At 37.6% G+C, this 21,344-nt stretch carries 14 protein-coding genes and 2 pseudogenes; 10 read left to right on the top strand and 6 right to left on the bottom strand.

Going from position 1 to position 21,344, the window contains the following annotated elements; translation table 11 throughout:
* Window positions 1–329: 329 nt before the first annotated feature.
* The 3 genes from carB to ACFILW_RS00545 all read left to right on the top strand — a co-directional run bounded on the left by carB (window position 330) and on the right by ACFILW_RS00545 (window position 5,794).
* Window positions 330–3,815 (top strand): carbamoyl-phosphate synthase large subunit, encoded by a 3,486-nt coding sequence (gene carB / locus ACFILW_RS00555; protein WP_375684913.1) that lies wholly within the window; start codon window positions 330–332, stop codon window positions 3,813–3,815.
* A 245-nt stretch (window positions 3,816–4,060) separates the two neighbouring features.
* The gene (locus ACFILW_RS00550; protein WP_012754908.1) at window positions 4,061–4,270 is read left to right on the top strand and encodes a cold-shock protein; all 210 of its coding nucleotides are present in this window, start codon (window positions 4,061–4,063) and stop codon (window positions 4,268–4,270) included.
* Window positions 4,271–4,591: 321 nt separating this feature from the next.
* Window positions 4,592–5,794: a pyridoxal phosphate-dependent aminotransferase gene (locus tag ACFILW_RS00545; RefSeq protein ID WP_375622239.1), complete on the top strand. Its 1,203-nt coding sequence runs from the start codon at window positions 4,592–4,594 to the stop codon at window positions 5,792–5,794.
* A 1,137-nt stretch (window positions 5,795–6,931) separates the two neighbouring features.
* Here the strand turns inward: ACFILW_RS00545 and ACFILW_RS00540 are convergent.
* Both ACFILW_RS00540 and trxB read right to left on the bottom strand, forming a co-directional pair.
* Entirely contained in the window at window positions 6,932–7,837 is a 906-nt protein-coding gene (locus tag ACFILW_RS00540; protein ID WP_375622240.1) for a LysR family transcriptional regulator, read from the bottom strand.
* 42 nt (window positions 7,838–7,879) lie between these two features.
* A complete protein-coding gene (gene trxB / locus ACFILW_RS00535; protein ID WP_375622241.1) occupies window positions 7,880–8,836 on the bottom strand; it encodes a thioredoxin-disulfide reductase in 957 nt (318 codons plus the stop codon).
* A 310-nt stretch (window positions 8,837–9,146) separates the two neighbouring features.
* Between trxB and ACFILW_RS00530 the strand changes: the two genes are divergently transcribed.
* Entirely contained in the window at window positions 9,147–10,541 is a 1,395-nt protein-coding gene (locus ACFILW_RS00530) for a TrkH family potassium uptake protein (protein ID WP_375645751.1), read from the top strand.
* A gap of 1,209 nt (window positions 10,542–11,750) precedes the next feature.
* Here the strand turns inward: ACFILW_RS00530 and ACFILW_RS00525 are convergent.
* Window positions 11,751–12,809 carry a glycosyltransferase family 4 protein gene (locus ACFILW_RS00525; RefSeq protein WP_375622243.1) on the bottom strand — a complete coding sequence of 353 codons (1,059 nt, stop codon included), beginning with the start codon at window positions 12,807–12,809 and terminating at the stop codon, window positions 11,751–11,753.
* Between the two features lie 17 nt (window positions 12,810–12,826).
* A complete protein-coding gene (greA, locus tag ACFILW_RS00520; protein WP_007347010.1) occupies window positions 12,827–13,300 on the bottom strand; it encodes a transcription elongation factor GreA in 474 nt (157 codons plus the stop codon).
* A gap of 337 nt (window positions 13,301–13,637) precedes the next feature.
* Between greA and ACFILW_RS00515 the strand changes: the two genes are divergently transcribed.
* From ACFILW_RS00515 to ACFILW_RS00505, 3 genes are all read left to right on the top strand, one after another.
* Window positions 13,638–13,952, top strand: a complete 315-nt coding sequence (locus tag ACFILW_RS00515; RefSeq protein WP_375622244.1) for an SH3 domain-containing protein — start codon at window positions 13,638–13,640, stop codon at window positions 13,950–13,952.
* A 259-nt stretch (window positions 13,953–14,211) separates the two neighbouring features.
* Window positions 14,212–16,521 carry an excinuclease ABC subunit UvrB gene (gene uvrB, locus ACFILW_RS00510; protein ID WP_375645750.1) on the top strand — a complete coding sequence of 770 codons (2,310 nt, stop codon included), beginning with the start codon at window positions 14,212–14,214 and terminating at the stop codon, window positions 16,519–16,521.
* A gap of 628 nt (window positions 16,522–17,149) precedes the next feature.
* Window positions 17,150–17,902: a BA14K family protein gene (locus tag ACFILW_RS00505; protein WP_375622246.1), complete on the top strand. Its 753-nt coding sequence runs from the start codon at window positions 17,150–17,152 to the stop codon at window positions 17,900–17,902.
* A 68-nt stretch (window positions 17,903–17,970) separates the two neighbouring features.
* On the opposite strand, the pseudogene ACFILW_RS00500 reads toward ACFILW_RS00505, so the two are convergent.
* Window positions 17,971–18,271: pseudogene (locus ACFILW_RS00500) on the bottom strand (MBL fold metallo-hydrolase); the annotation flags it as partial.
* Between the two features lie 5 nt (window positions 18,272–18,276).
* Here ACFILW_RS00500 and ACFILW_RS00495 point away from each other — a divergent pair.
* Together ACFILW_RS00495 and ACFILW_RS00490 are read left to right on the top strand one after the other, a co-directional pair.
* Window positions 18,277–18,675, top strand: a pseudogene (locus ACFILW_RS00495) (sensor histidine kinase); the annotation flags it as partial.
* Between the two features lie 473 nt (window positions 18,676–19,148).
* Complete coding sequence (locus ACFILW_RS00490; RefSeq protein ID WP_375684912.1) at window positions 19,149–19,772, top strand: BA14K family protein; 624 nt, start codon at window positions 19,149–19,151, stop codon at window positions 19,770–19,772.
* Between the two features lie 69 nt (window positions 19,773–19,841).
* On the opposite strand, the gene ACFILW_RS00485 is transcribed toward ACFILW_RS00490, so the two are convergent.
* Entirely contained in the window at window positions 19,842–20,492 is a 651-nt protein-coding gene (locus ACFILW_RS00485; protein WP_375684940.1) for an MBL fold metallo-hydrolase, read from the bottom strand.
* 145 nt (window positions 20,493–20,637) lie between these two features.
* On the opposite strand from ACFILW_RS00485, the gene ACFILW_RS00480 reads away from it, so the two are divergent.
* A complete protein-coding gene (locus ACFILW_RS00480) occupies window positions 20,638–21,342 on the top strand; it encodes a response regulator (protein ID WP_375622249.1) in 705 nt (234 codons plus the stop codon).
* The last annotated feature ends 2 nt before the right edge of the window (window positions 21,343–21,344 follow it).

Raw genomic sequence — 21,344 nt, 5'->3', positions numbered from 1 at the left:
TAAGCAAAAAACGTCATAAAACACAAAGAAAGTATGCCGGCAATGAATTGGAAAGATGTTCCGGCTTTTTATGCTCCACAGTATGCTTGAATATTCTAATTTGTTGGAGCACTGTTATTATTTTTTATCAAAGGTCATACTTTTGATAAACTGACGAGATGACTCAACTCAAAAAAGAAATTTATCTTCAATTTTATGAAAAAAAGCATGGAAAAGGTATTTTAATGCTTACTTTCTTTGTCACTTAACTTATAAAATGATTGTAGCCTCAGAACTGAAATATTTTGCCCGCAACAATCGCACATAGATATTTGTCATAGGAAAAAGTCATGCCCAAACGCACAGATATAAAATCTATTCTTATCATCGGAGCAGGACCTATTATCATTGGTCAGGCATGTGAATTTGATTATTCAGGCACTCAAGCCTGTAAAGCATTAAAAGAAGAAGGTTACCGAATTATTTTGGTAAATTCTAATCCTGCCACGATTATGACAGATCCAGATCTAGCTGATGCAACTTATATAGAGCCCATTACTCCTGAAATAGTTGCCAAAATTATTGCTCACGAGCGTCCCGATGCCCTTTTGCCCACTATGGGAGGACAAACAGCCCTCAATACTGCTTTATCATTAAAGCGTATGGGTATTTTAGACCGCTATCATGTTGAAATGATAGGAGCCAATGCTGATGCTATTGATAAAGCTGAAGATCGTGCTTTATTCCGCCAAGCGATGGCAAAAATTGGTTTGGAAACGCCACGCTCTATGTTAGCCAATGCAACAGAACTGAAAGAAGAAAATCGCCAACAACACGCAAAAACGTGTGCTGAACTTAAAGCAAAGCTTTCTGGTGCTGCGCTTGACAAAGCACTCGAAGAACTTGAGCGCAACTGGCGACATACCGAAGCTGATCGCAAACAACATTATATCGCTCATGCAACAGCAAAAGCAGTTCAAGCTCTTGATGTTGTTGGGCTTCCAGCTATTATTCGTCCTTCATTCACCCTTGGTGGAACTGGTGGTGGTATCGCTTATAACCGCTCTGAATTCTATGAAATTATTGAACGTGGGCTTGAAGCTTCACCAACAACAGAAGTATTAATTGAAGAAAGTGTTTTAGGGTGGAAAGAATATGAGATGGAAGTTGTTCGTGATAAGAACGACAACTGTATCATCGTTTGTTCTATTGAAAACATTGATCCAATGGGGATTCATACCGGTGATTCGATCACTGTAGCACCTGCTCTCACCTTAACCGATAAAGAATATCAATGTATGCGTAATGCTTCGATTGCTGTTTTGCGTGAAATTGGTGTTGAAACGGGCGGATCCAATGTACAGTTTGCTGTCAATCCTGAAAATGGGCGCCTCATTGTTATTGAAATGAATCCGCGTGTTTCTCGCTCTTCAGCGCTTGCCTCAAAAGCAACGGGGTTTCCCATTGCCAAAGTAGCGGCTAAACTGGCTGTTGGTTATACACTTGATGAATTAACAAATGATATCACGGGTGGTGCAACACCAGCATCATTTGAACCTTCTATTGACTATATTGTGACAAAAATTCCTCGTTTTGCGTTCGAAAAATTTCCCGGTTCATCACCTGTCCTCACAACTGCGATGAAATCTGTAGGAGAAGTCATGGCAATTGGACGCACTTTTCAAGAATCGTTACAAAAAGCACTCCGTGGACTTGAAACAGGGCTTACGGGTCTTGATGAAATTGTGATTCCAGAGCATGCTGAAGGTGATGAAAAAAGTTCTATACGCTCAGCCATTGCCATACCAAGCCCTGATCGTCTACGCTATATTGCTCAAGCCATGCGCACAGGCTTACCCTTAAATGAGATTCACCAAATTAGCAAAATTGATCCGTGGTTTTTAGAACAAATAGCCTCCATCATTGAAATGGAGCAGCGTATCCGCATTCATGGATTACCCCAAGATGCAGATAATTTACGTATGTTAAAAGCTATGGGCTTTTCAGATGCGCGATTAGCCTCCCTTACAGGGAAAGAACCCGATTATATCGCAGCTTTACGTAAATCACTGAATGTTAAATACGTCTTCAAACGGATTGATACTTGTGCCGCTGAATTTTCTTCTCCTACAGCCTATATGTATTCAACATATGAAGTTCCCTTTGCAGGTGTAGAGCACTCGGAAGCACACGTTTCTGAACGCAAAAAAATTGCTATTTTAGGCGGTGGACCAAACCGCATTGGGCAAGGTATTGAATTTGATTACTGTTGCTGCCACGCTGCTTTTGCACTGCGTGATGCAGGATTTGAAGCGATTATGATTAACTGTAATCCTGAAACAGTTTCAACCGACTATGATACCTCTGATCGCCTTTACTTTGAATCTTTAACAACAGAAGACGTTATCGCTATTTTAGAAGCAGAACAGGAAAAAGGAGATTTGGTTGGAGTCATCGTCCAATTTGGCGGACAAACACCCTTGAAATTGGCAAGCGCTCTAGAAAAACACAACATCCCCATCCTAGGTACTTCACCTGACGCTATCGACTTAGCAGAAGATAGAGATCGCTTTCAAAAACTGTTATTTAAACTTAATTTAACACAACCTCAAAATGGTATTGCCCACTCCATTGAACAAGCACGCCTCATTGCCCACGAACTAGGCTTCCCCTTGGTTGTACGTCCCTCTTATGTTTTAGGAGGACGTGCTATGCAAATTATTCGTGATGAACGTAGCTTACAAAATTATTTACTTGAGAGTGTCCCTGAATTAATTTCAGAAGATATCAAAGTCCGTTATCCTAACGACACAACAGGACAAATCAATATATTGCTTGGTAAAAATCCGCTTCTCTTTGATACCTATTTAACAGAAGCAATTGAAGTAGACGTCGATTGTCTATGTGATGGCAAAGAAACACTAATCGTTGGTATTATGGAACACATTGAAGAAGCTGGTATCCACTCTGGTGATTCAGCATGTTCTCTACCAGTCCATACGCTCTCAAATAAAATAGTTACTGAATTAGAGCGCCAAACCAAAGCATTAGCACAAGCACTTCATGTTCGCGGCTTAATGAATGTACAATATGCTATAAAAGATGACACCATTTATGTCTTAGAAGTCAATCCCCGTGCTTCACGTACGGTCCCATTTGTTGCAAAAACGATTGGTCGCCCTATTGCTAAAATGGCTGCACGTATTATGGCAGGAGAAACGCTTCATGATGCTCTTGAAGCTTATGGTGGATTACCTTCTTTGCAAAAAAAACAACATATTGCCGTCAAGGAAGCCGTATTTCCTTTTGCTCGTTTTTCAGGTGTTGATACACTTCTTGGTCCAGAAATGCGCTCAACCGGTGAAGTTATGGGTCTTGACTATGAGTTTTCGCTTGCTTTTGCTAAAGCCCAGCTTGGAGCTGGTGTAAAACTCCCTAAAGAGGGAACTTTGTTCGTTTCTGTAAGGGATGAAGATAAAAAACGCATCTTAAATCCTGTAAAACGTTTAACTGAGCTTGGCTTTTCTGTTGTCGCCACAAGTGGAACACAAAAATTTCTTACCGAACACCACGTTGAAGCAAAAAAAATTAACAAAGTTCTAGAGGGACACCCCCATATTGAAGACGCTATTCGTAATCGCCAAATTCAATTAATTTTTAATACAACTAGCACGGCCAGTGCCATCTCAGACTCAAAATCATTACGTTATGCAGCACTCATGCAAAATGTTCCCTATTATACAACAATAGCTGGAGCCGAAGCCGTCGTAGAAGCGATCAAAGCACTCAAAAAAAGGCCCCTTGAGGTACGTTCACTACAAAGTTATTTTAGTTGAATTTTTTCTACTTAGCAAAATGTACACTGTTTTCTTATTTTTCTTTATATAAAAATTGATTAAGACTTGCTTTTTCTTCTAAAAACTTTTATAGAGGTTTCATCGAATTTTCGGTTACGTGACTTTCTTTCCTGTGCAATCTGCACTTTCGACGAAACTTCTCCCACCTAATTTCGATCTACAACCGTATTGAAGAAATGAAAGCTTCAATGCTCAATATAATTATATATTCTAAGGAGTTTCCTATGTCTACAGGAACAGTTAAGTGGTTTAATACAACAAAAGGTTTCGGATTCATTCAGCCTAGTGATGGTAGTGCAGATGTATTTGTACACATTTCTGCCGTCGAGCGTTCAGGTCTAAACAGTCTTAATGAAGGGCAAAAAATTTCTTATGATGTTCTTCAAGATCGTCGTTCAGGAAAATTTGCCGCTGGTAACCTTGCAGCTCTTTAAAGTTTAAATTCTGCAATATTTTATTTAGAAATCTTCGTCTGTAACGACGAAGATTTTTTTATTTTGTATAAAGCATTATTTTACCTTGTGAAAATAAAAGACTGCTTATCTCCTTTGCACAATTTATCAAATCTCTCTTATACTTCCTCAAAAACTTTCATAAAACCTACGAAGAAATTACCTTGTAAAAATCTCAAAAAAGAAGAATATAAAGCCCGTGTAAGAGTATTTTGGAAGTTTTTTATTGCATACAATATAATCTCTTATAGAATATCCTGAAAGCAATAACCATTTGTTGATATAATATAAGGATTTAAAATTATGGCTTTTATTGCCGACAAACTGTCTCGTATCAAACCTTCTGCAACAATTGCTGCTTCTCAAAAAGCTCGCCATTTAAAAGCATTAGGACGCAATGTTATTGCTTTAAGTGCTGGAGAGCCAGACTTTGATACCCCAGACAACATCAAAAACGCGGCTATTGAAGCTATTCGGAGGGGAGAAACAAAATACCCTCCCATATCTGGAATTCCAGAATTGCGCCAAGCAATTTCTGCAAAGTTTAAAAGAGAAAATAACCTTCTTTACCAACCAGAACAAATTATTGTTGGTACTGGTGGAAAACAAATTCTCTTTAATGCATTCATGGCAACTTTGAATAAAGGAGATGAGGTCATCATTCCATCCCCTTATTGGGTTAGTTATCCAGAAATGGTCGCACTCAACGATGGTACGCCTGTCTTTTTAGAAACAAAAGCCGAATTTTCTTATAAACTCCAACCACAAGAGCTAGAAGCTGCCATTACCCCAAAAACCAAATGGTTCATCTTTAACTCTCCTTCAAATCCATCAGGTGCCGCTTATACATATAATGAATTGAAAAAACTCACAGATGTTTTAGTAAAATATCCTCATGTTTATATCCTTTCCGATGATATATATGAACATCTCACATATGAGGGTTTTACCTTTGTTACTCCAGCTCAAGTAGAACCAGCGCTTTATGAGCGTACACTCACAATGAATGGTGTTTCTAAAGCCTATGCGATGACGGGATGGAGAATCGGTTATGCAGGCGGACCACAAGAACTCATTAAAGCCATGGATACCATTCAAGGTCAGCAAACATCTGGCACAAGTGTTATTTCACAATGGGCTGCGGTTGAAGCACTCAACGGACCACAAGACTTTATCACTAAAAATAAAAGTATTTTTCAAGCACGCCGTGATCTCGTTGTTTCCATGCTAAACCAAACTCCTGGCATTCACTGTCCAACGCCCGAAGGTGCTTTCTATGTTTATCCTTCTTGCGCAGAACTTATTGGCAAGAAAACACCTAACGGCCAATCTATTACGAATGATGAAGACTTTGCCATAGCGCTTCTAGAAACAGAGGCTGTTGCTGTCGTCCAAGGATCTGCTTTTGGACTTGGACCAACTTTTCGTATTTCCTATGCAACATCAGAAAAATTACTTGAAGAAGCTTGTTTACGTATCCAGCGCTTTTGCAACAGTTTAATTTAAGATTTGTAATATCATCTCTTATGATTGTTTTTTTGCTAAATGTCAGTATATCTGAAAAAATATCAGAAACTGTATCATGGTCTAAATCTATCGATTCAACAAAATAGAGGCTATAGATAAAGATCAAAAAAATCTAGCTATCAAATAAATGAATCGGTCTATTATCATAAGATGATGAAAATCCTATTCTACTTTCTCCATTCAATTTATAACTCTAAAAAGACTGAGCACTTTTAAACACGATTGCCCTTATAATCAACGGCCCTTACAATAAAATCTTTTCTATTTCTTGGCTTATTCTTCGTCCTAAAATAAAGAAGAAGCCACCTCCCGTCGTTGTGTAAACAATCCAGTTTCCTTTAAGTTATCTCTAATAACTACTTGATTTATTTCATAGGCTTTATGAACAAGACCTGCCTTAAATATTCACCTCACACTCTAATAAAAAGCACTTCATGTATAAGGTTTTAAATATTTTATATCACACCCCTAAAAGACAGACTTTTATGGTACAACAGAATAAATCTCTCTCAAATTCCTCATTGAACTTTAGTATTCTTAAAAAATTGTTGGAGATCCACAAGTTTTGAAATTTTTTCCTTATCAACTTCCCATATATTGCAATTTCTAGGGACTCTTTCAAAAATTAAAAAAAAAGCCGGACATACGTCCGGCAAATTTGGAAAATCCTCAGAGATAAAATCAATCTGATAGATCTTCGTAAGGGAACACTCAAGAAAACGCACTGGGAGGCAACATTATCAAGAGATAGTGTTCTATGTCATTTTATAAGAAAAAGCACAATAAAGACTTAAGCGTATCTGCTATGCAATAAACACATAGCTTTAAATTTGTCTCCATCATGTAGCACTCTTCTTAATTAAATATAAAAATGTAAGCTACACCATCACAAGATTATCCATTTTTCAATATACAATAACCCTCACGGTTGCTAGCATTCATAAAAAACATTTATCCATTTTTTTTAAATATTTACCCGCACGGACTCCCTCCACTTTTAATGTGCAACAAACAGTTTTACTTGATTCAATATAGGAAAATTTGAAACAAAAGAATATTACGGGAGCCTCAAGTTGTAAAACAGCTAACTGTTCCTTATAAATTAAGGCATTAATATTAAAAAGACCACTGGCGGGCTTTTAAAAAAATATAATCTCGGAAAGCATTTAACCTTGCCAAATTCTTTAAATTATAAGGATAACAAAAAAAAGTATCAAAAGAAGGAATATCAACCATATCAGGAAAAAGACGCACCAAATGCTCATCATTATTGACGATATAATCAGGAAGCACAGCAATCCCAAGATCACGCATAAGCGCATTCTTTATTGAGATGATATTGTTGATTTGTAGAACTGAAACGCGCAATGATCCATCACTTCTACCAGCCTTTTCCAACCAATTTAAACCAGACAAATAAGGTGGGACAGGTTCACCGAACGAAATAATACGATGCTTATCGAGATCAGATAATTTTTCCGGCTTTCCATAATTTGCAATATACTTTTCCGAAGCATAAACATGCATATGAATTGTAAAGAGTTTTCTTTGTATAAGATCAGGTTGTTTGGGTTGATGTAAGCGAACTGCACAATCCGCATGACACATTGTCAAATCAAGCTCTTCATCGGAAAGCAAAAGCTGAACCTGCATATCAGGATAAAGACTAAGAAATTCTGGCATCCGCTCAGCAATCCACCCTGCCCCCATTCCAAAGGTCGAGGTCACACGCAAGTGCCCCGTTGGTTTTGCATAGCTTTCACTTAATTGCAAACGCACACTTTCAAGCTTCATCAAAACATCATGAGCTGTACGATAAAGAGTTTCTCCCTGTTCTGTAAGAATCAAACCACGCGCATGACGTTGAAATAAGGATACCCCAACCTCTTGTTCTAAAGCCGAAACCTGTCGTGAAACGGCTGATTGAGATAAATGAAGTTTTTGAGCAGCATGCGTAAAAGACCCCGCTTCTGCTGCAGCGTGAAAAACCCTTAACTTATCCCAATCCAACGGTGGCGCCACAATTAATTCTACCTCTATATTCTCTATGTTCTCAATGAGTGACTAACGCTTGGGTATATCCAAAAACCGTTCTGCTTCCAACGCTGCCATACATCCTCTTCCCGCAGCTGTTACAGCTTGACGGAATGTTTCATCTGTCACATCCCCAGCAGCAAAAACACCAGCAATGCTTGTTGCTGTTGAGTCCGGTGCTGTCCATAAATAGCCGCCTCGTTTTTGTTTCAGCTGTCCTTCAAACAGAGAAACAGCAGGATCATGCCCAATGGCAATAAATATGCCCTCTGCATTCACTTTCATCTCGTGACCTGTCTTAACATTTTTCAGACGCGCCCCTGTTACAACAGCGCCCATTTCCCCCTGTGCTGGCAGCCCCACAATTTCTTCAACCACATGATCCCAAAGAACACGCACATTATGACAAGCCAGCAACCTATCTTGCAAAATTTTTTCTGCCCGAAACTGCCCCCGCCTGTGAACCACGCTTACACTTTTAGCCAAATGCGATAAATAAAGTGCTTCTTCAACAGCCGTATTTCCTCCTCCCACGACAATAACGTCCTTATCACGATAAAAAAAGCCATCACATGTAGCACAAGCGGAAACACCTCCGCCCATAAAGGTCTGTTCACTTTCTAAACCAAGCCAGCGTGCTTGAGCTCCTGTTGCAATAATCAGTGCATCACAAGAATATTGTGTTCCTGAATCCCCATATAAGACAAAAGGATACTTCAATAAATCAGCCTTTATAATTGTATCATAGATAATTTTTGTCCCCATATTCTCAGCTTGTTTTGCCATTTGTTCCATCAACCATGGTCCTTGAATGGGATCTGCAAAACCTGGATAATTCTCAACATCAGTTGTAATTGTTAATTGTCCACCCTGCTGCAAGCCCGTCACCAAAACCGGCTTAAGCATTGCCCTTGCTGCATAGATCGCCGCTGTATAACCAGCCGGACCTGAGCCAATAATCAGCAGACGAATATGCGATTGTACCATTAAATCCCCTTCACTTTATTATAACTTAATTATTCTATAAATGATAACGGAATGCAGCCTTTTAAAAAAATATTTTTCAAGAGCCCTAATTATGTTATGTATACTTCTTTTCAAGTTTTATGAAAAGGTCTGATTACTAATTCATCAAGGCACGCTAATGTTAAGAATTAATTCTTATCCTATAAAGAGAAAAATGTAACTTCTTATGAGCACAAAACCATAATAAAAAGAGATACAAAGATAGGGAACGATCATTTTTCAATTTATTATCAATGTCTGTGCACGTTTTGCCTTAATCATGGGAGGAGCAATGCTTTTGCCAATTTTTGTGGATTTGCACGACAACAATCGTAATTGGATAAGCTTTCTCTATTCTTGTGCCATAACCACCATGTTAGCAACGCTGATTCTTTTAGCAACTAAGGGAGCTACTTGTCGTTTTTCAGCACGGCTTGGCTTTATGCTCACTGTTTGTCTTTGGCTTACAGGAAGCATCGTAGGTGCCTTACCTCTTTATCTTTCTCCTCTTCCCATTTCTCTCGCAGGAGCCATTTTTGAATCTGTTTCTGGAATTACAACAACAGGCTCTACTGTCCTTTCTAATCTTGATAATTTATCGCGAAGTATTTTATTATGGCGTTCTCTTATATGCTGGATTGGGGGCATTGGTTTTATCGGTTTAGCCCTCTTACTTTTGCCTTCACTGCGTGTGGGTGGCGTGCGACTTTTTCATATGGAATCATCTGATAAATCTGAAAAAATATTGCCTCGCATCAACCAAATTGCTAACGGAATTATCATCGCTTATGTTGGATTAACATTGGCTTGTATGCTTTCTTATTTTGCTGCAGGCATGAATTTATTTGATGCTATTAACCATGCAATGAGTACAGTAGCAACAGCTGGTTTTTCAACGCATGATGCTTCTTTTGGCTATTTTTCTGATAAACCAGCCATCTTAATTATTTCAACAATCTTCATGTTGTTTTCTGCTTTACCCTTCGTACTTTATGTTAAATTAGTCCTTCCTGGACACTCCAAACGCTTCCTTGACCCACAAGTGATTGTTTTTCTCCATATCGTTCTCCTTTTCAGCTTTGCTTTAGCGGCATGGCTACGGTTTTATGATCATCGCGCGTTCCACTTGATTTTCCTTGATGTCATTTTTCACCTTTCATCCATTATTAGCACCACAGGTTATAGCGCTGAAGATTATCAACTTTGGGGACCGTTTGCGCTTGGAATTTTCTTCATTGTTTCTTTTACAGGCGGATGTGCTGGTTCTACTTCTGGTGGCATGAAAATCAATCGCCTCATTATTCTTTGGCGTATTACACAAACAAATATAGAAAAACTTCTTTCTCCTAATGTCGTTGTAAAAGCGCGCTATGATCACTCAAATATATCAAATGACGTTGCCCAAGCCGTTTTGTTTTTTGTCTGTCTTTATATGTTTTGCCTTGTTATCGGCACTGCACTTTTGCTTACAACCGGTCTTGACTTTACCTCTGCCTTTACAGGGGTCCTAACCGCACTTTCAAATGTTGGTCCAGGCTTTGGAGATATTATTGGCCCCACTGGTAATTTCTCTACAATCAACGATCATGCTTTATGGATTTTAAGTTTTCTAATGTTAGCTGGACGCCTTGAAATCATAACAATATTCGTCCTTTTTATTCCCGCTTTCTGGCGTGAACAATTTTAATGCAGAGAGTATTTTATTCTACCATGATAAAAAGTTGACAAGATAAAAAGGCGAGAACAGTATGCGTCATAATATTCACTCCTTACCTAATCTACTGAAGATTTCCTAAAGTTTCATACAAAACATCATATCAATGATATAAAAATAATTCAACAAAAACAATCAAATACCGATATTCTCAAAGCCATAACATACAAAACTTCACCTTATTGATCTTCTTTATCAAATAAAGTGGACGCATAGAACATTCTTTTTTACGAATAATATCTCATGCAAAAAATATGAATATTTGCTGATAAAAATGTTTTTTTTAACAGAATTATGTTCTTATGGAAAATAGAATGCCGTTATATTACGAATTCCCAAGCCTGTAAAAAAACATCTCACAATACTCACACGTTCATTTCACGACATCCCTCATAAAATATATAAGATCTGATGGGGGACCATCATTTTTACTTAAATAATAAGGTGCAGGTCGGTACCACAAAATAAGATATAAGTTAACACTATCATATTATTTTCTTGCTTTTAATGTTGCAAAAGCCCGCATTTCAGACAATTTATAAGAAATCTCTTTACAGCTTGTTTTCTATAGTTTTTATCCACCACATACTTTCTTCCGATTGTGATGTGCAAGAGGATAGCTCTTATTGATTTAATATCAACAGATTTGACATGAGAAAATCTTACGGTACTCTAAGCTCTTATTCAAATTGAAAAGGTAAATTATTTATAAAAATCATATATATTGATCTTAAATCCATCTTATTATGAATTTATTGAAAATATGTACGACTATTTTATCCATGAAGATACCATCATTATCTTTTTAAGACAAGAAAACGTTTTTTTTTGCTATCTATTTAAGTCTTACAAAACGAACAATATCAGCACAACCCCGTATAAGATAGTGCATAAATCCCCAGACTTGAGTTAAAGCATTATTTTCTTATTCTAAAATATCAATGAATAAAAGTAGCTTTCTTCTCTCCTAGTATGCTTTATCATAAACTACATATCGCTCTCAAGCGTATACATTTTTACTCTTTTATCCAAAATTTTGAGAACTTTTTATAGCGTGCTACTAAAGACAATATAAATTTTGTAAAATAACATTTATATCATTGAGCTGTTTTCTTGATGACTATGAAAAACCTTTAAGGAAAATACTTTTATCATTCTTCAAAAAGATTTTTGATATAATAATCAAAGTGTTTTTTCTGCAAACAGTTCTTTGTAAACACTTTCAATCTTGCTTGCCTCTTTTTCCAAAGGAAAGTGAGTACGAACATGGGTTAAAGCTTTCTTTCCGGCTGCCAATGTCTTTTCTACATCAGCAAAATAAGGTTCAATTGCTGCTGTTAAAGCCGCTCCATCTCCTGCTTGAACAACCGTTCCTGTCGCTTCTGCAACCAATTCTTTATAAGCTCCTGCATCACTCGTTACAACCGCAACCTGTGATGCCATTGCTTCTAATGGTGTTAAACCGAAACCTTCTGTACGAGAAGGTGCAATATAAAGTGTTAAACGACGATACCACAAAGGGATGTCCAGAATCTCACCAAGAAAAATAATGCGATCATCCAGACCAGCCTTAGCAATCTTTTGGCGTAATTCTTTTTCAAAATGATAATATTGCTCTGTCGTACGACCAGCGATAAGTGCCGTCCATTCGGGATAGTCAGGCAATAATGCTATCATGGCATTAACAAATAAATCTGTTCCCTTTGAGTAGCGCAGACGCCCAAAACATCCTACCGCATATTTTCCTGGAAATCCTGTCGAAGAAAAGCAATCATCAAGAGTGTGTGGTGGAGTAAAACGCCTCACATCCACCCCATGCATAATAACCTTATGAGGTACTTCTAGATAGGCGCTCGTACGTGTACTGGTAGCGATAACCCTATCCATACCGCGAATCAACCATTTTGTAAAAGGCTTATGATGACGTTGTGAAGCCGATGTGAAGATAAGTTTAAGCTTCATTCGCAAAACATCGCGCAAAAAAATCCCACAAAGCATCTCAATATTGCGTCGCGCATGCCAAATACGAAATGGTTTCCCTTTCGGACTTTTCCAAAGTCCGAAAAGGTCCCTAAAGGCAAGAGCCGGTAAACTTTGTGGTAATCCAAACCCAAAAGTGGATATACGTACACCCTGTTCGCGTTGCAGTGGAATAAGCTGAATAATCGTAGATGTTACTCCCGACAAACGCCTTTTAAAGTGAGGCGCAATAATTTCAGTTTCGTCCAAAGATACACGCATAATAATCCATATGTTATTTAGATGTACTGAACCTTAATGATCTCGTAATTATGCGCACCACCTGGTGCATTCACCTCAATCACATCACCTTCTTGCTTGCCAATAAGTGCACGTGCGATAGGCGAAGAAATAGAGATTTTACCAACCTTTACATCAGCTTCTTGATCCCCTACAATCTGATACACTTTTTTTTCCTCAGTATCTTCATCCAAGAGTTTAATGGTTGCACCAAATTTTATTTTGTCACCTGAAAGACGCGAGACATCTATAACTTCTGCCCGAGCGATATAATCTTCAAGCTCATTTATACGCCCCTCATTATGACTTTGCGCTTCTTTAGCAGCATGATACTCGGCATTTTCTGATAAATCACCATGTGCACGCGCCTCAGAAATTGCTTCAATAATTCGCGGACGCTCCTGTTGTTGACGCCAACGCAACTCTTCCTTAAGACTCTCAAAACCAGCTGTAGTCATCGGAACTTTTTCCATAATCCGTCCCTTTCTATTACACGGAAGGTTTAATAAAAATACAAAAAACGGCTTCCAAAATTACTTTTGGAATCCGAAAACTACGATATTTTTATTATATAGTACAGTATCGCTGTTTTCCATACAAAAATAAATAAAGGAAACAAAACATGCACAAATAGTGATTAAAACATCTCATTTTGGTGTTTAAAACGTTAAACTTCACTCTTCTCTTTAAAGTGTCTTAAAGAAGAAAGAATTGTGTTTTTTTCTATTTTATTATAATCTAGTAAAAGAAATCATATGGGATATGAAGAGAAAAGGATAGAAAATCTCTAAAGAAATTCTTTACAGAAAAATGAAAAAAATCGTCATTTTTTTTATGTTTGGCTCTTTCTTTTTAGCCACAACAATATCAGAGGCAGCAAATGCTTTTGTTACGAAAAATCTTAATTTTAGAACAGGTCCCAGCACTCAGTATGCACTTTGCGGCTTAATCTCTGCTGGAGAATTAGTTTTTGTTAAAAACTGTGAAGGAAATTGGTGCCATATCCGATATAACACTCAAATAGGTTGGGTGTCATCTCGTTATCTTTCATTTAAAGATGGAAATGATCTTTATCACACGTATACAATGTCTTTAATGCCCAAACGTACCGATTATTCTCCATAACAGCCATAATAACTTATGCCCTCTTGAATATCATCATGGCAAAAATGCAATAGTATTCACGAACAACCACAAATATGCCCCTCTAAAGAAATACTTCGAAGAATTTGTCTCATAGAAAAAACTTGATCAATATCCTAATCAAGGCTCCAATAAACCAAAACAAATCTGTTCAATAACGTTTTGCTGTTGTCGTAATGAAATTGTAAAAATTAGTATTTTCTTTAAAATCACCAGCACTTTTCTATCAAAGGATACAACAATGAAAAATGGTGTTACTGCAACAGTAGAAGCTCTTTCTGCTCTTATTGCTTCAGGTAATCCTCTTTTTAAGAATGGTGCATTATGGACACCTCACCGCCCTATTCGTCCTGAAAAATCTGAAGGTGGTATTCCATTTCAACTCGAAACATCTTTTAAACCAGCGGGAGATCAACCTCAAGCCATAAAAACTCTGGTTGAGGGAATTCAAAAAGATGAACGTACACAAGTGCTTTTGGGTGTTACCGGCTCAGGAAAAACCTATACAATGGCCAATATCATTGAAAAAACACAGCGTCCAGCTCTGATTTTAGCTCCCAATAAAACTCTAGCAGCGCAGCTTTATGGGGAATTTAAAAGTTTTTTTCCCCATAATGCTGTCGAATATTTTGTTTCTTATTATGACTATTATCAACCAGAAGCCTATGTTGCACGCTCTGATACCTATATTGAAAAAGAATCCTCAATTAATGAACAAATCGACCGGATGCGTCATGCTGCAACACGCGCCGTCTTAGAGCGTGATGACGTTATTATCGTCGCCTCTGTCTCCTGCATCTACGGAATTGGTTCCGTAGAAACCTATACGGCCATGACCTTCCAAATAGCAAAAGGGGACAAACTCAATCAACGAACACTCTTGGCTGATTTAGTCTCTCAACAGTATTATCGACAAGATATCAATTTCATTCGTGGTTCCTTTCGTGTACGAGGGGATACAATCGAAATTTTCCCTGCCCATCTTGAAGACCGTGCTTGGCGTATTTCGCTCTTTGGCGATGAAGTGGAAACAATTACGGAATTCGATCCTCTCACCGGACAAAAAACAGGCGATCTTCAATCGATTAAAATTTATGCCAATTCACACTATGTAATACCGCGACCAACACTCAATCAAGCAATGAAAGCCATCAAAATGGAACTGCTTCAACGCCTCGATGAGTTGAACGCAGCGGGACGTCTTTTAGAAGCACAACGTTTAGAACAACGTACAATTTTTGATTTAGAAATGTTAGAAACCACCGGTTCATGCGCCGGAATAGAAAATTATTCACGTTATTTAACAGGACGAAAACCTGGTGAACCACCACCAACCTTGTTCGAATACATTCCAAATAATGCTCTTGTTTTTATCGATGAAAGCCACGTAACCATTCCCCAAATTGGGGGCATGTACCGAGGTGACTTTCGTAGAAAAGCAACCTTAGCAGAATATGGTTTTCGCCTCCCTTCTTGTATGGATAACCGTCCTTTGCGCTTTGAAGAATGGGATGCTATGCGCCCACAAACGATTGCTGTCTCCGCAACACCTGGACGCTGGGAAATAGAACAATCTCACGGCACTTTTGTGGAACAAGTTATTCGCCCAACAGGGCTTGTTGACCCACCAACAGAGGTTCGTCCAGCCAAAAATCAAGTCGATGATGTTGTGAATGAAATTCGTAAAACAATTCAAAAAGGCTACCGTACATTGGTGACAGTTCTCACAAAACGTATGGCCGAAGATTTAACGGAATATCTCCACGAACAAGGTATTCGTGTACGCTATATGCATTCTGACATTGATACATTAGAACGCATTGAGATTCTACGCGATCTTCGGCTTGGCACCTTTGATGTCCTCATCGGTATTAACTTGCTCCGAGAAGGCTTAGATATTCCAGAATGTGGTTTTGTTGCCATTCTAGATGCCGATAAAGAGGGCTTTTTGCGCTCTGAAACTTCACTCATACAAACAATCGGACGTGCTGCACGTAACGTAGATGGCCGTGTTGTCCTCTATGCAGATACGATCACTGGTTCCATAGAACGAGCCTTACAGGAAACACAAAGACGTCGACAAAAACAAATAGCCTATAATGAAGAACACCATATCACACCGAAAAGTATTAAAAAAAATATCGGAGATATTCTCAATTCAGGCTATGAAAACAACCATATTCATACAAATATCCCTGATGTCATCGAGAAAAAAAATATGGTTGGCAACAATTTAGCATCTCATATTAAACACCTCGAAAAATTAATGCATGAAGCAGCTGCTGATCTTAATTTTGAAGAAGCAGCACGCCTTCGCGATGAAATCAAACAATTACAAAAGATAGAACTAGAACTCGCAGAAAATCCCTTAACACAACATAGCGAACAATCCACCCATGAGCGCGTATTACAACCAAGTCTTTTCTCCAAACCAGACCTTGCACACATGGGACCAACCATGGACACTGGTATTTTGGAAAATCAAAAAGGAAAATCTCGTAAAAACACCCCTAATCAAGCAACAATAAAACGAAAAAAACGCAATCAATGAAGGAGCAAAAAATTTCAAACCGCATAAAATAATCTTCAGCTCTTCTAAAAAAAGACGAAAGCTCAAAAGCAAACAGCGTTATCCGAAAAATAGACAACCTCCAACATCAAGGGTGCTTCAATTTGTCTAAAACAACATGAGAGAGAATATTTTACAAAAATTTCTAAAATATATTATCTTTATACAGTTATACTCTGATATCTAACTCAATATTATTTACCCTTACAAGAAAATATTCAAATAGAACACTGTCCTATAACACAAATAAAGTAAAATAAGACTTTCTCATATAACCATAAGCCTCTGATAAAAAATGATAACTTTTATTCATATACCTATTGTTCAATTCATATTGTACCAAACAATAAAAAACTATCCCTAAATAAAGAGTTTATATTCCATAGTAAAAAATCGTGGACTCTCAATACAAACTTATTAATTAACCTCAAGCAGAGTACATTAATTGAAATCAAAATTCTGTTATGATTTCATTTTACTGTCTCCGCGATAGATTTAACTAAATAAATTTTTATTTTTTTGTCACAATAAAGTCCAAAATTGTTCAGACTCTATTCAGTTTGAAACGTGTAGGATGTGAAAAATACGAATTTACACAAGGAGCATCATTATGAAAAAAGTGATCAGGTTAGCGGCATTATCAGCAATATCAACTGTGACCGTTTTGATGCCGCTAAATGCAACGCTTGCGGATATGGCATGGAAGCGTAGTGACTCTATCTCGAGAGAAATAGATGATATGATGAGGAAGATGCGTAAAGAAACAGATGATGCGATAAGGGAAATGAAGAAGAAAGCTGATATCCCGCCTTGCGGTTTTTCTCGCTCCCATTGTTCTGATAGCAAACGTGGCTTTTTTTCTGATGATTTCCAAAAGTTTGTTGATGATTTCCGCAAGCGTTCTGATGATGACAAGAGAAGATTTAAAGCCAAACATAGTAAGGCGGAACAACAACACCATCATCACCATTATCATCATTTTGAAAACAAAACATATCATTACGTCGAGCGCAAAAAGACAAAACACAGTAATATTCATATAGACAACTCAGAAGATGCTTTAGCGGTGGGTATTCTTGATCTTAAAACTGGTACGATTCTTGGTACAATTTTAAAAAAAACAGAACAGCCACAAGTGGTTTATCAAATAGTACCACAAAATCAGATAATTTATCAAAAAGTTCCGCAAAATCAAAGAGTTTATCAAGTGCAGCAAATGGTGGCATATGAGCCACTCCAGCAATCATTAGAATCTGATTGGCTTAACTATTGCAAGAAAAAATACCGTTCTTTCAACCCTAAAACAGGGACCTTTCGAGACCGTAATGGTGTGGAACACTTTTGTTATGCCCCAATAAATTAACTTCTGTTCCATCCTACTAAAAAAATCTTAAATGGCAAAAAAACGCTTCAAAGCGTTTTTGTGTTTGCTCATATATTAAAATCTTGAAGAAAAGAATTATTTTGGCGCTCATAGCCTATACTACTTTTGGGATCATGCCCACAGATAAAACAAACATCATCGCCTAAGGGTAAAACTTTTTCTCGAAGGGATTTGCATCAATTTTTCATAGGAACAGAAGGGGAAGTCCGTACGTCCAATAGAACCACGAAAAAGAACAGCACCCAAGAGGGCTAAGCGCTCTTTTTCATTGAAATAAATAACATGACCAAGGGAATGCCCCAGTGTATACAAAACCCTAAACTCATGTCTAGCAAAATACACACACTCACTATATCGAACAACGCACCATGATGCTTTCGGGTGTAAGCCATGATTTAAGAACCATTCTCACTTGTTTTAAACTTCAGCTAGCGTTAGCAAATACTGACTTTGATATCAAGCCGCTTGAGCAAGATGTGAGTGACATGCAAAATATGTTAGAAGATTACCTTGCTTTTGCCCGTAGTGAAGACAGTGAGTGTGTTAAAACTTTTGATTTAAATGCTCTTATGCAAAAATTCTCTACCGATGCGCATCTTCACAAACGTCAATTTTCCTACACCATTGAAAGCCCTACACAAATACAAGCACGCCCACGTGCCTTCACACGTCTCATCAGCAATCTTGTGTCAAACGCATTTTATCATGCCAATACTGTCAAACTAACAGCCATATCCCAACAAGAATGTTTCCCATATATCAAAAAAAAGTTCCCGCAATATATTATATTTATACAATTATAATATGATATCGAACTCAATATTTAGCCTCACAAGAGAGTAGTCAAACAGGACTGTATTTTATCACACCAATAAGGTTCTATCTTAGCACCATAAGTCTATAATAAAAAACGATAACTTTTATTCATACACCTATTGTTCAATTCATATTGTATCAAGCAATAAAAAAGTACTCATCAATAAATAATTTATAACCAATAGTAAAAAATCTGGTTCTCTAAATACAAGCTGCTTAATGAACATTAAGAATAGTATATTAATTGAAATCAAAATTCTGTCATGATTTTATTTTACTGTATTGGTAATAGTTTTAACTAAATGAATTTTTATTTTTTTGTCACAATAAAGTCCAAAATTGTTCAGGCTCTATTCAGTTTGACACATGTAGGATGTGAAAAATACGAATTTACACAAGGAGCATCATTATGAAAAAAGTGATCAGATTAGCGGTATTATCAGCAATGTCTACTGTAACCGTTTTGATGCCATTAGATCCAACGCTTGCGGATATGGCATGGTATCATAACTATGATATGAGGAGGGAGGCTGGTTTACCGTCTCACAATTTTAGCTCCCATTTTTCTCATAGTGAACATCACTCTTTTGATAATCCCCACAAGCGTCATTATGTTAGCCATAAATGGGGAGCACAACAACACCATCATGTTGAACATAAGACATATCATTATGTCGAGCGCAAAAAGACAAAACACAGTAGTATTAATATAAATAACTCAGGAGAAGCTTTAGCAATGGGCATTCTTGCTCTTGCAGCAGGTGCACTTCTCGGCAAAATTTTAAAAAAATCAGAACAGCCAAAAGTTGTTTATCAAACCGCACCACAGCATCAAATTGTATATCAACAGGTTCCACAAGAACAGATAATTTATGAAGCTCCGCAAACGGTGAAATATGAGCCAGTACAACAATCATTAGAATCTGATTGGCTTCAATATTGCAAGAAAAAATACCGTTCCTTCAACCCTAAAACAGGGACCTTTCGAGACCGTAATGGTGTGGAACACTTTTGTTATGCCCCAATAAATTAACTTCTGTTCTGCCCTACTAAAAAGTCTTAAATGGCACAAAAAAACGCTTCAAAGCGTTTTTTTATTTGCTCATATATTAAAATCTTGAAGAAAAGGATTATTTTGTCGCTCATAGCCTATGCTACTTTGGGGACCATGCCCACAGATAAAACAAACATCATCGCCTAAGGGTAAAACTTTTTCTCGAAGAGATTGCATCAATTTTTCATGGGAACAGAAGGGGAAGTCCGTACGTCCAATAGAACCACGAAAGAGAACATCACCCAAGAGGGCTAAGCGCTCTTTTTCATTGAAATAAATAACATGACCAGGAGAATGTCCTGGGGTGTGAAAAACCTTAAACACATGTCCAGCAAAATGAACGCACTCACCATCTTCTAACCATTGATCAGGGATACAGATGCAAGCATCAGTGATGCCATAATTTTTTGCGCTTTCGCTCACGGCATCCATCACAGGCTTATCATCGCGATGTGAACCGATGATTTTTACATTAAGCGCTTCTTTCACTTGCATTGCTGCTCCCACATGATCAAAATGACCATGTGTTATCCAAATAGCCTCAACGATAACACCATTCTTTTCGATTACGTCTTGAATCCGCGGCCAATCACCACCAGGATCAATGAGAACCCCCGTTTTACATTCACTATCAAAAAGCAAAGTGCAATTTTGTTGGAATGTTGTAACTGGAATAATATGTATATTAAGATTACCCATCATATCCTTTTCAAAAGTAACTTTTTTAAATTTATAAATAAAACTTTCTCTCTTTTAAGGTAAAGGTGCTGCTCGACAGCTTTATACAACTTATGTAAACTTGCATTTTGTGTAAACTAAATTTTTATCAAGGTTTTTTTTAAGAATGACCAATCACGTTCAAGTTTTGTGTGACGATGCCCCTCACCTTCTTGTGATTGATGACGATACTCGTATTCGCAATCTTTTATTTCAGTTTCTCATTAAAAATGGATTTCGTGTTTCAGTTTCAGCCAATGCGAATGAAGCAAGACGACTATTGGCAAGTTTAGATTTTGATCTTCTTATTGTTGATGTCATGATGCCTGGTGAAAACGGTATTGACCTCACTCATTCACTCCGCCAAACAAAAAATGTCCCTATCTTCATGCTAACAGCTTTATCAGAAATAGACAATCGTATCCGTGGATTAGAAGCAGGGGCAGATGATTATCTGGCTAAGCCGTTTGACCCTCGTGAACTTCTCCTTCGCATCAACGCCATTTTACGACGAGGTTTTCCCCTTAGCCAACCCAAAATTGAGCAAATCGTTTTTGGTCCTTATATATTTTCAATTTCACGACGCGAACTCAAAAAAGGAGGAGAAATTATTAAATTAACAGATAAAGAGCAAGAAATGATGGTCATTTTTGCCGAAAATGCAGGCGATACAATTCCGCGCCATAAATTTGCGACCGATGACAGCAATATAAGTGAACGTGCCATTGATGTGCAGATCAACCGCCTTCGTCGTAAAATAGAAAAAAATCCAGCACTCCCTATATGGCTCCAAACTGTGCGAGGAATAGGGTATAAACTCTCAATTGAATAGGC

This window comes from Bartonella sp. TT110JLCBS, from assembly GCF_042193405.1.
Lineage (GTDB): Bacteria > Pseudomonadota > Alphaproteobacteria > Rhizobiales > Rhizobiaceae > Bartonella.
The sequence above is the reverse complement of the archived record's forward strand: the minus strand, read 5'-3'. Positions and strand labels throughout refer to the sequence as shown.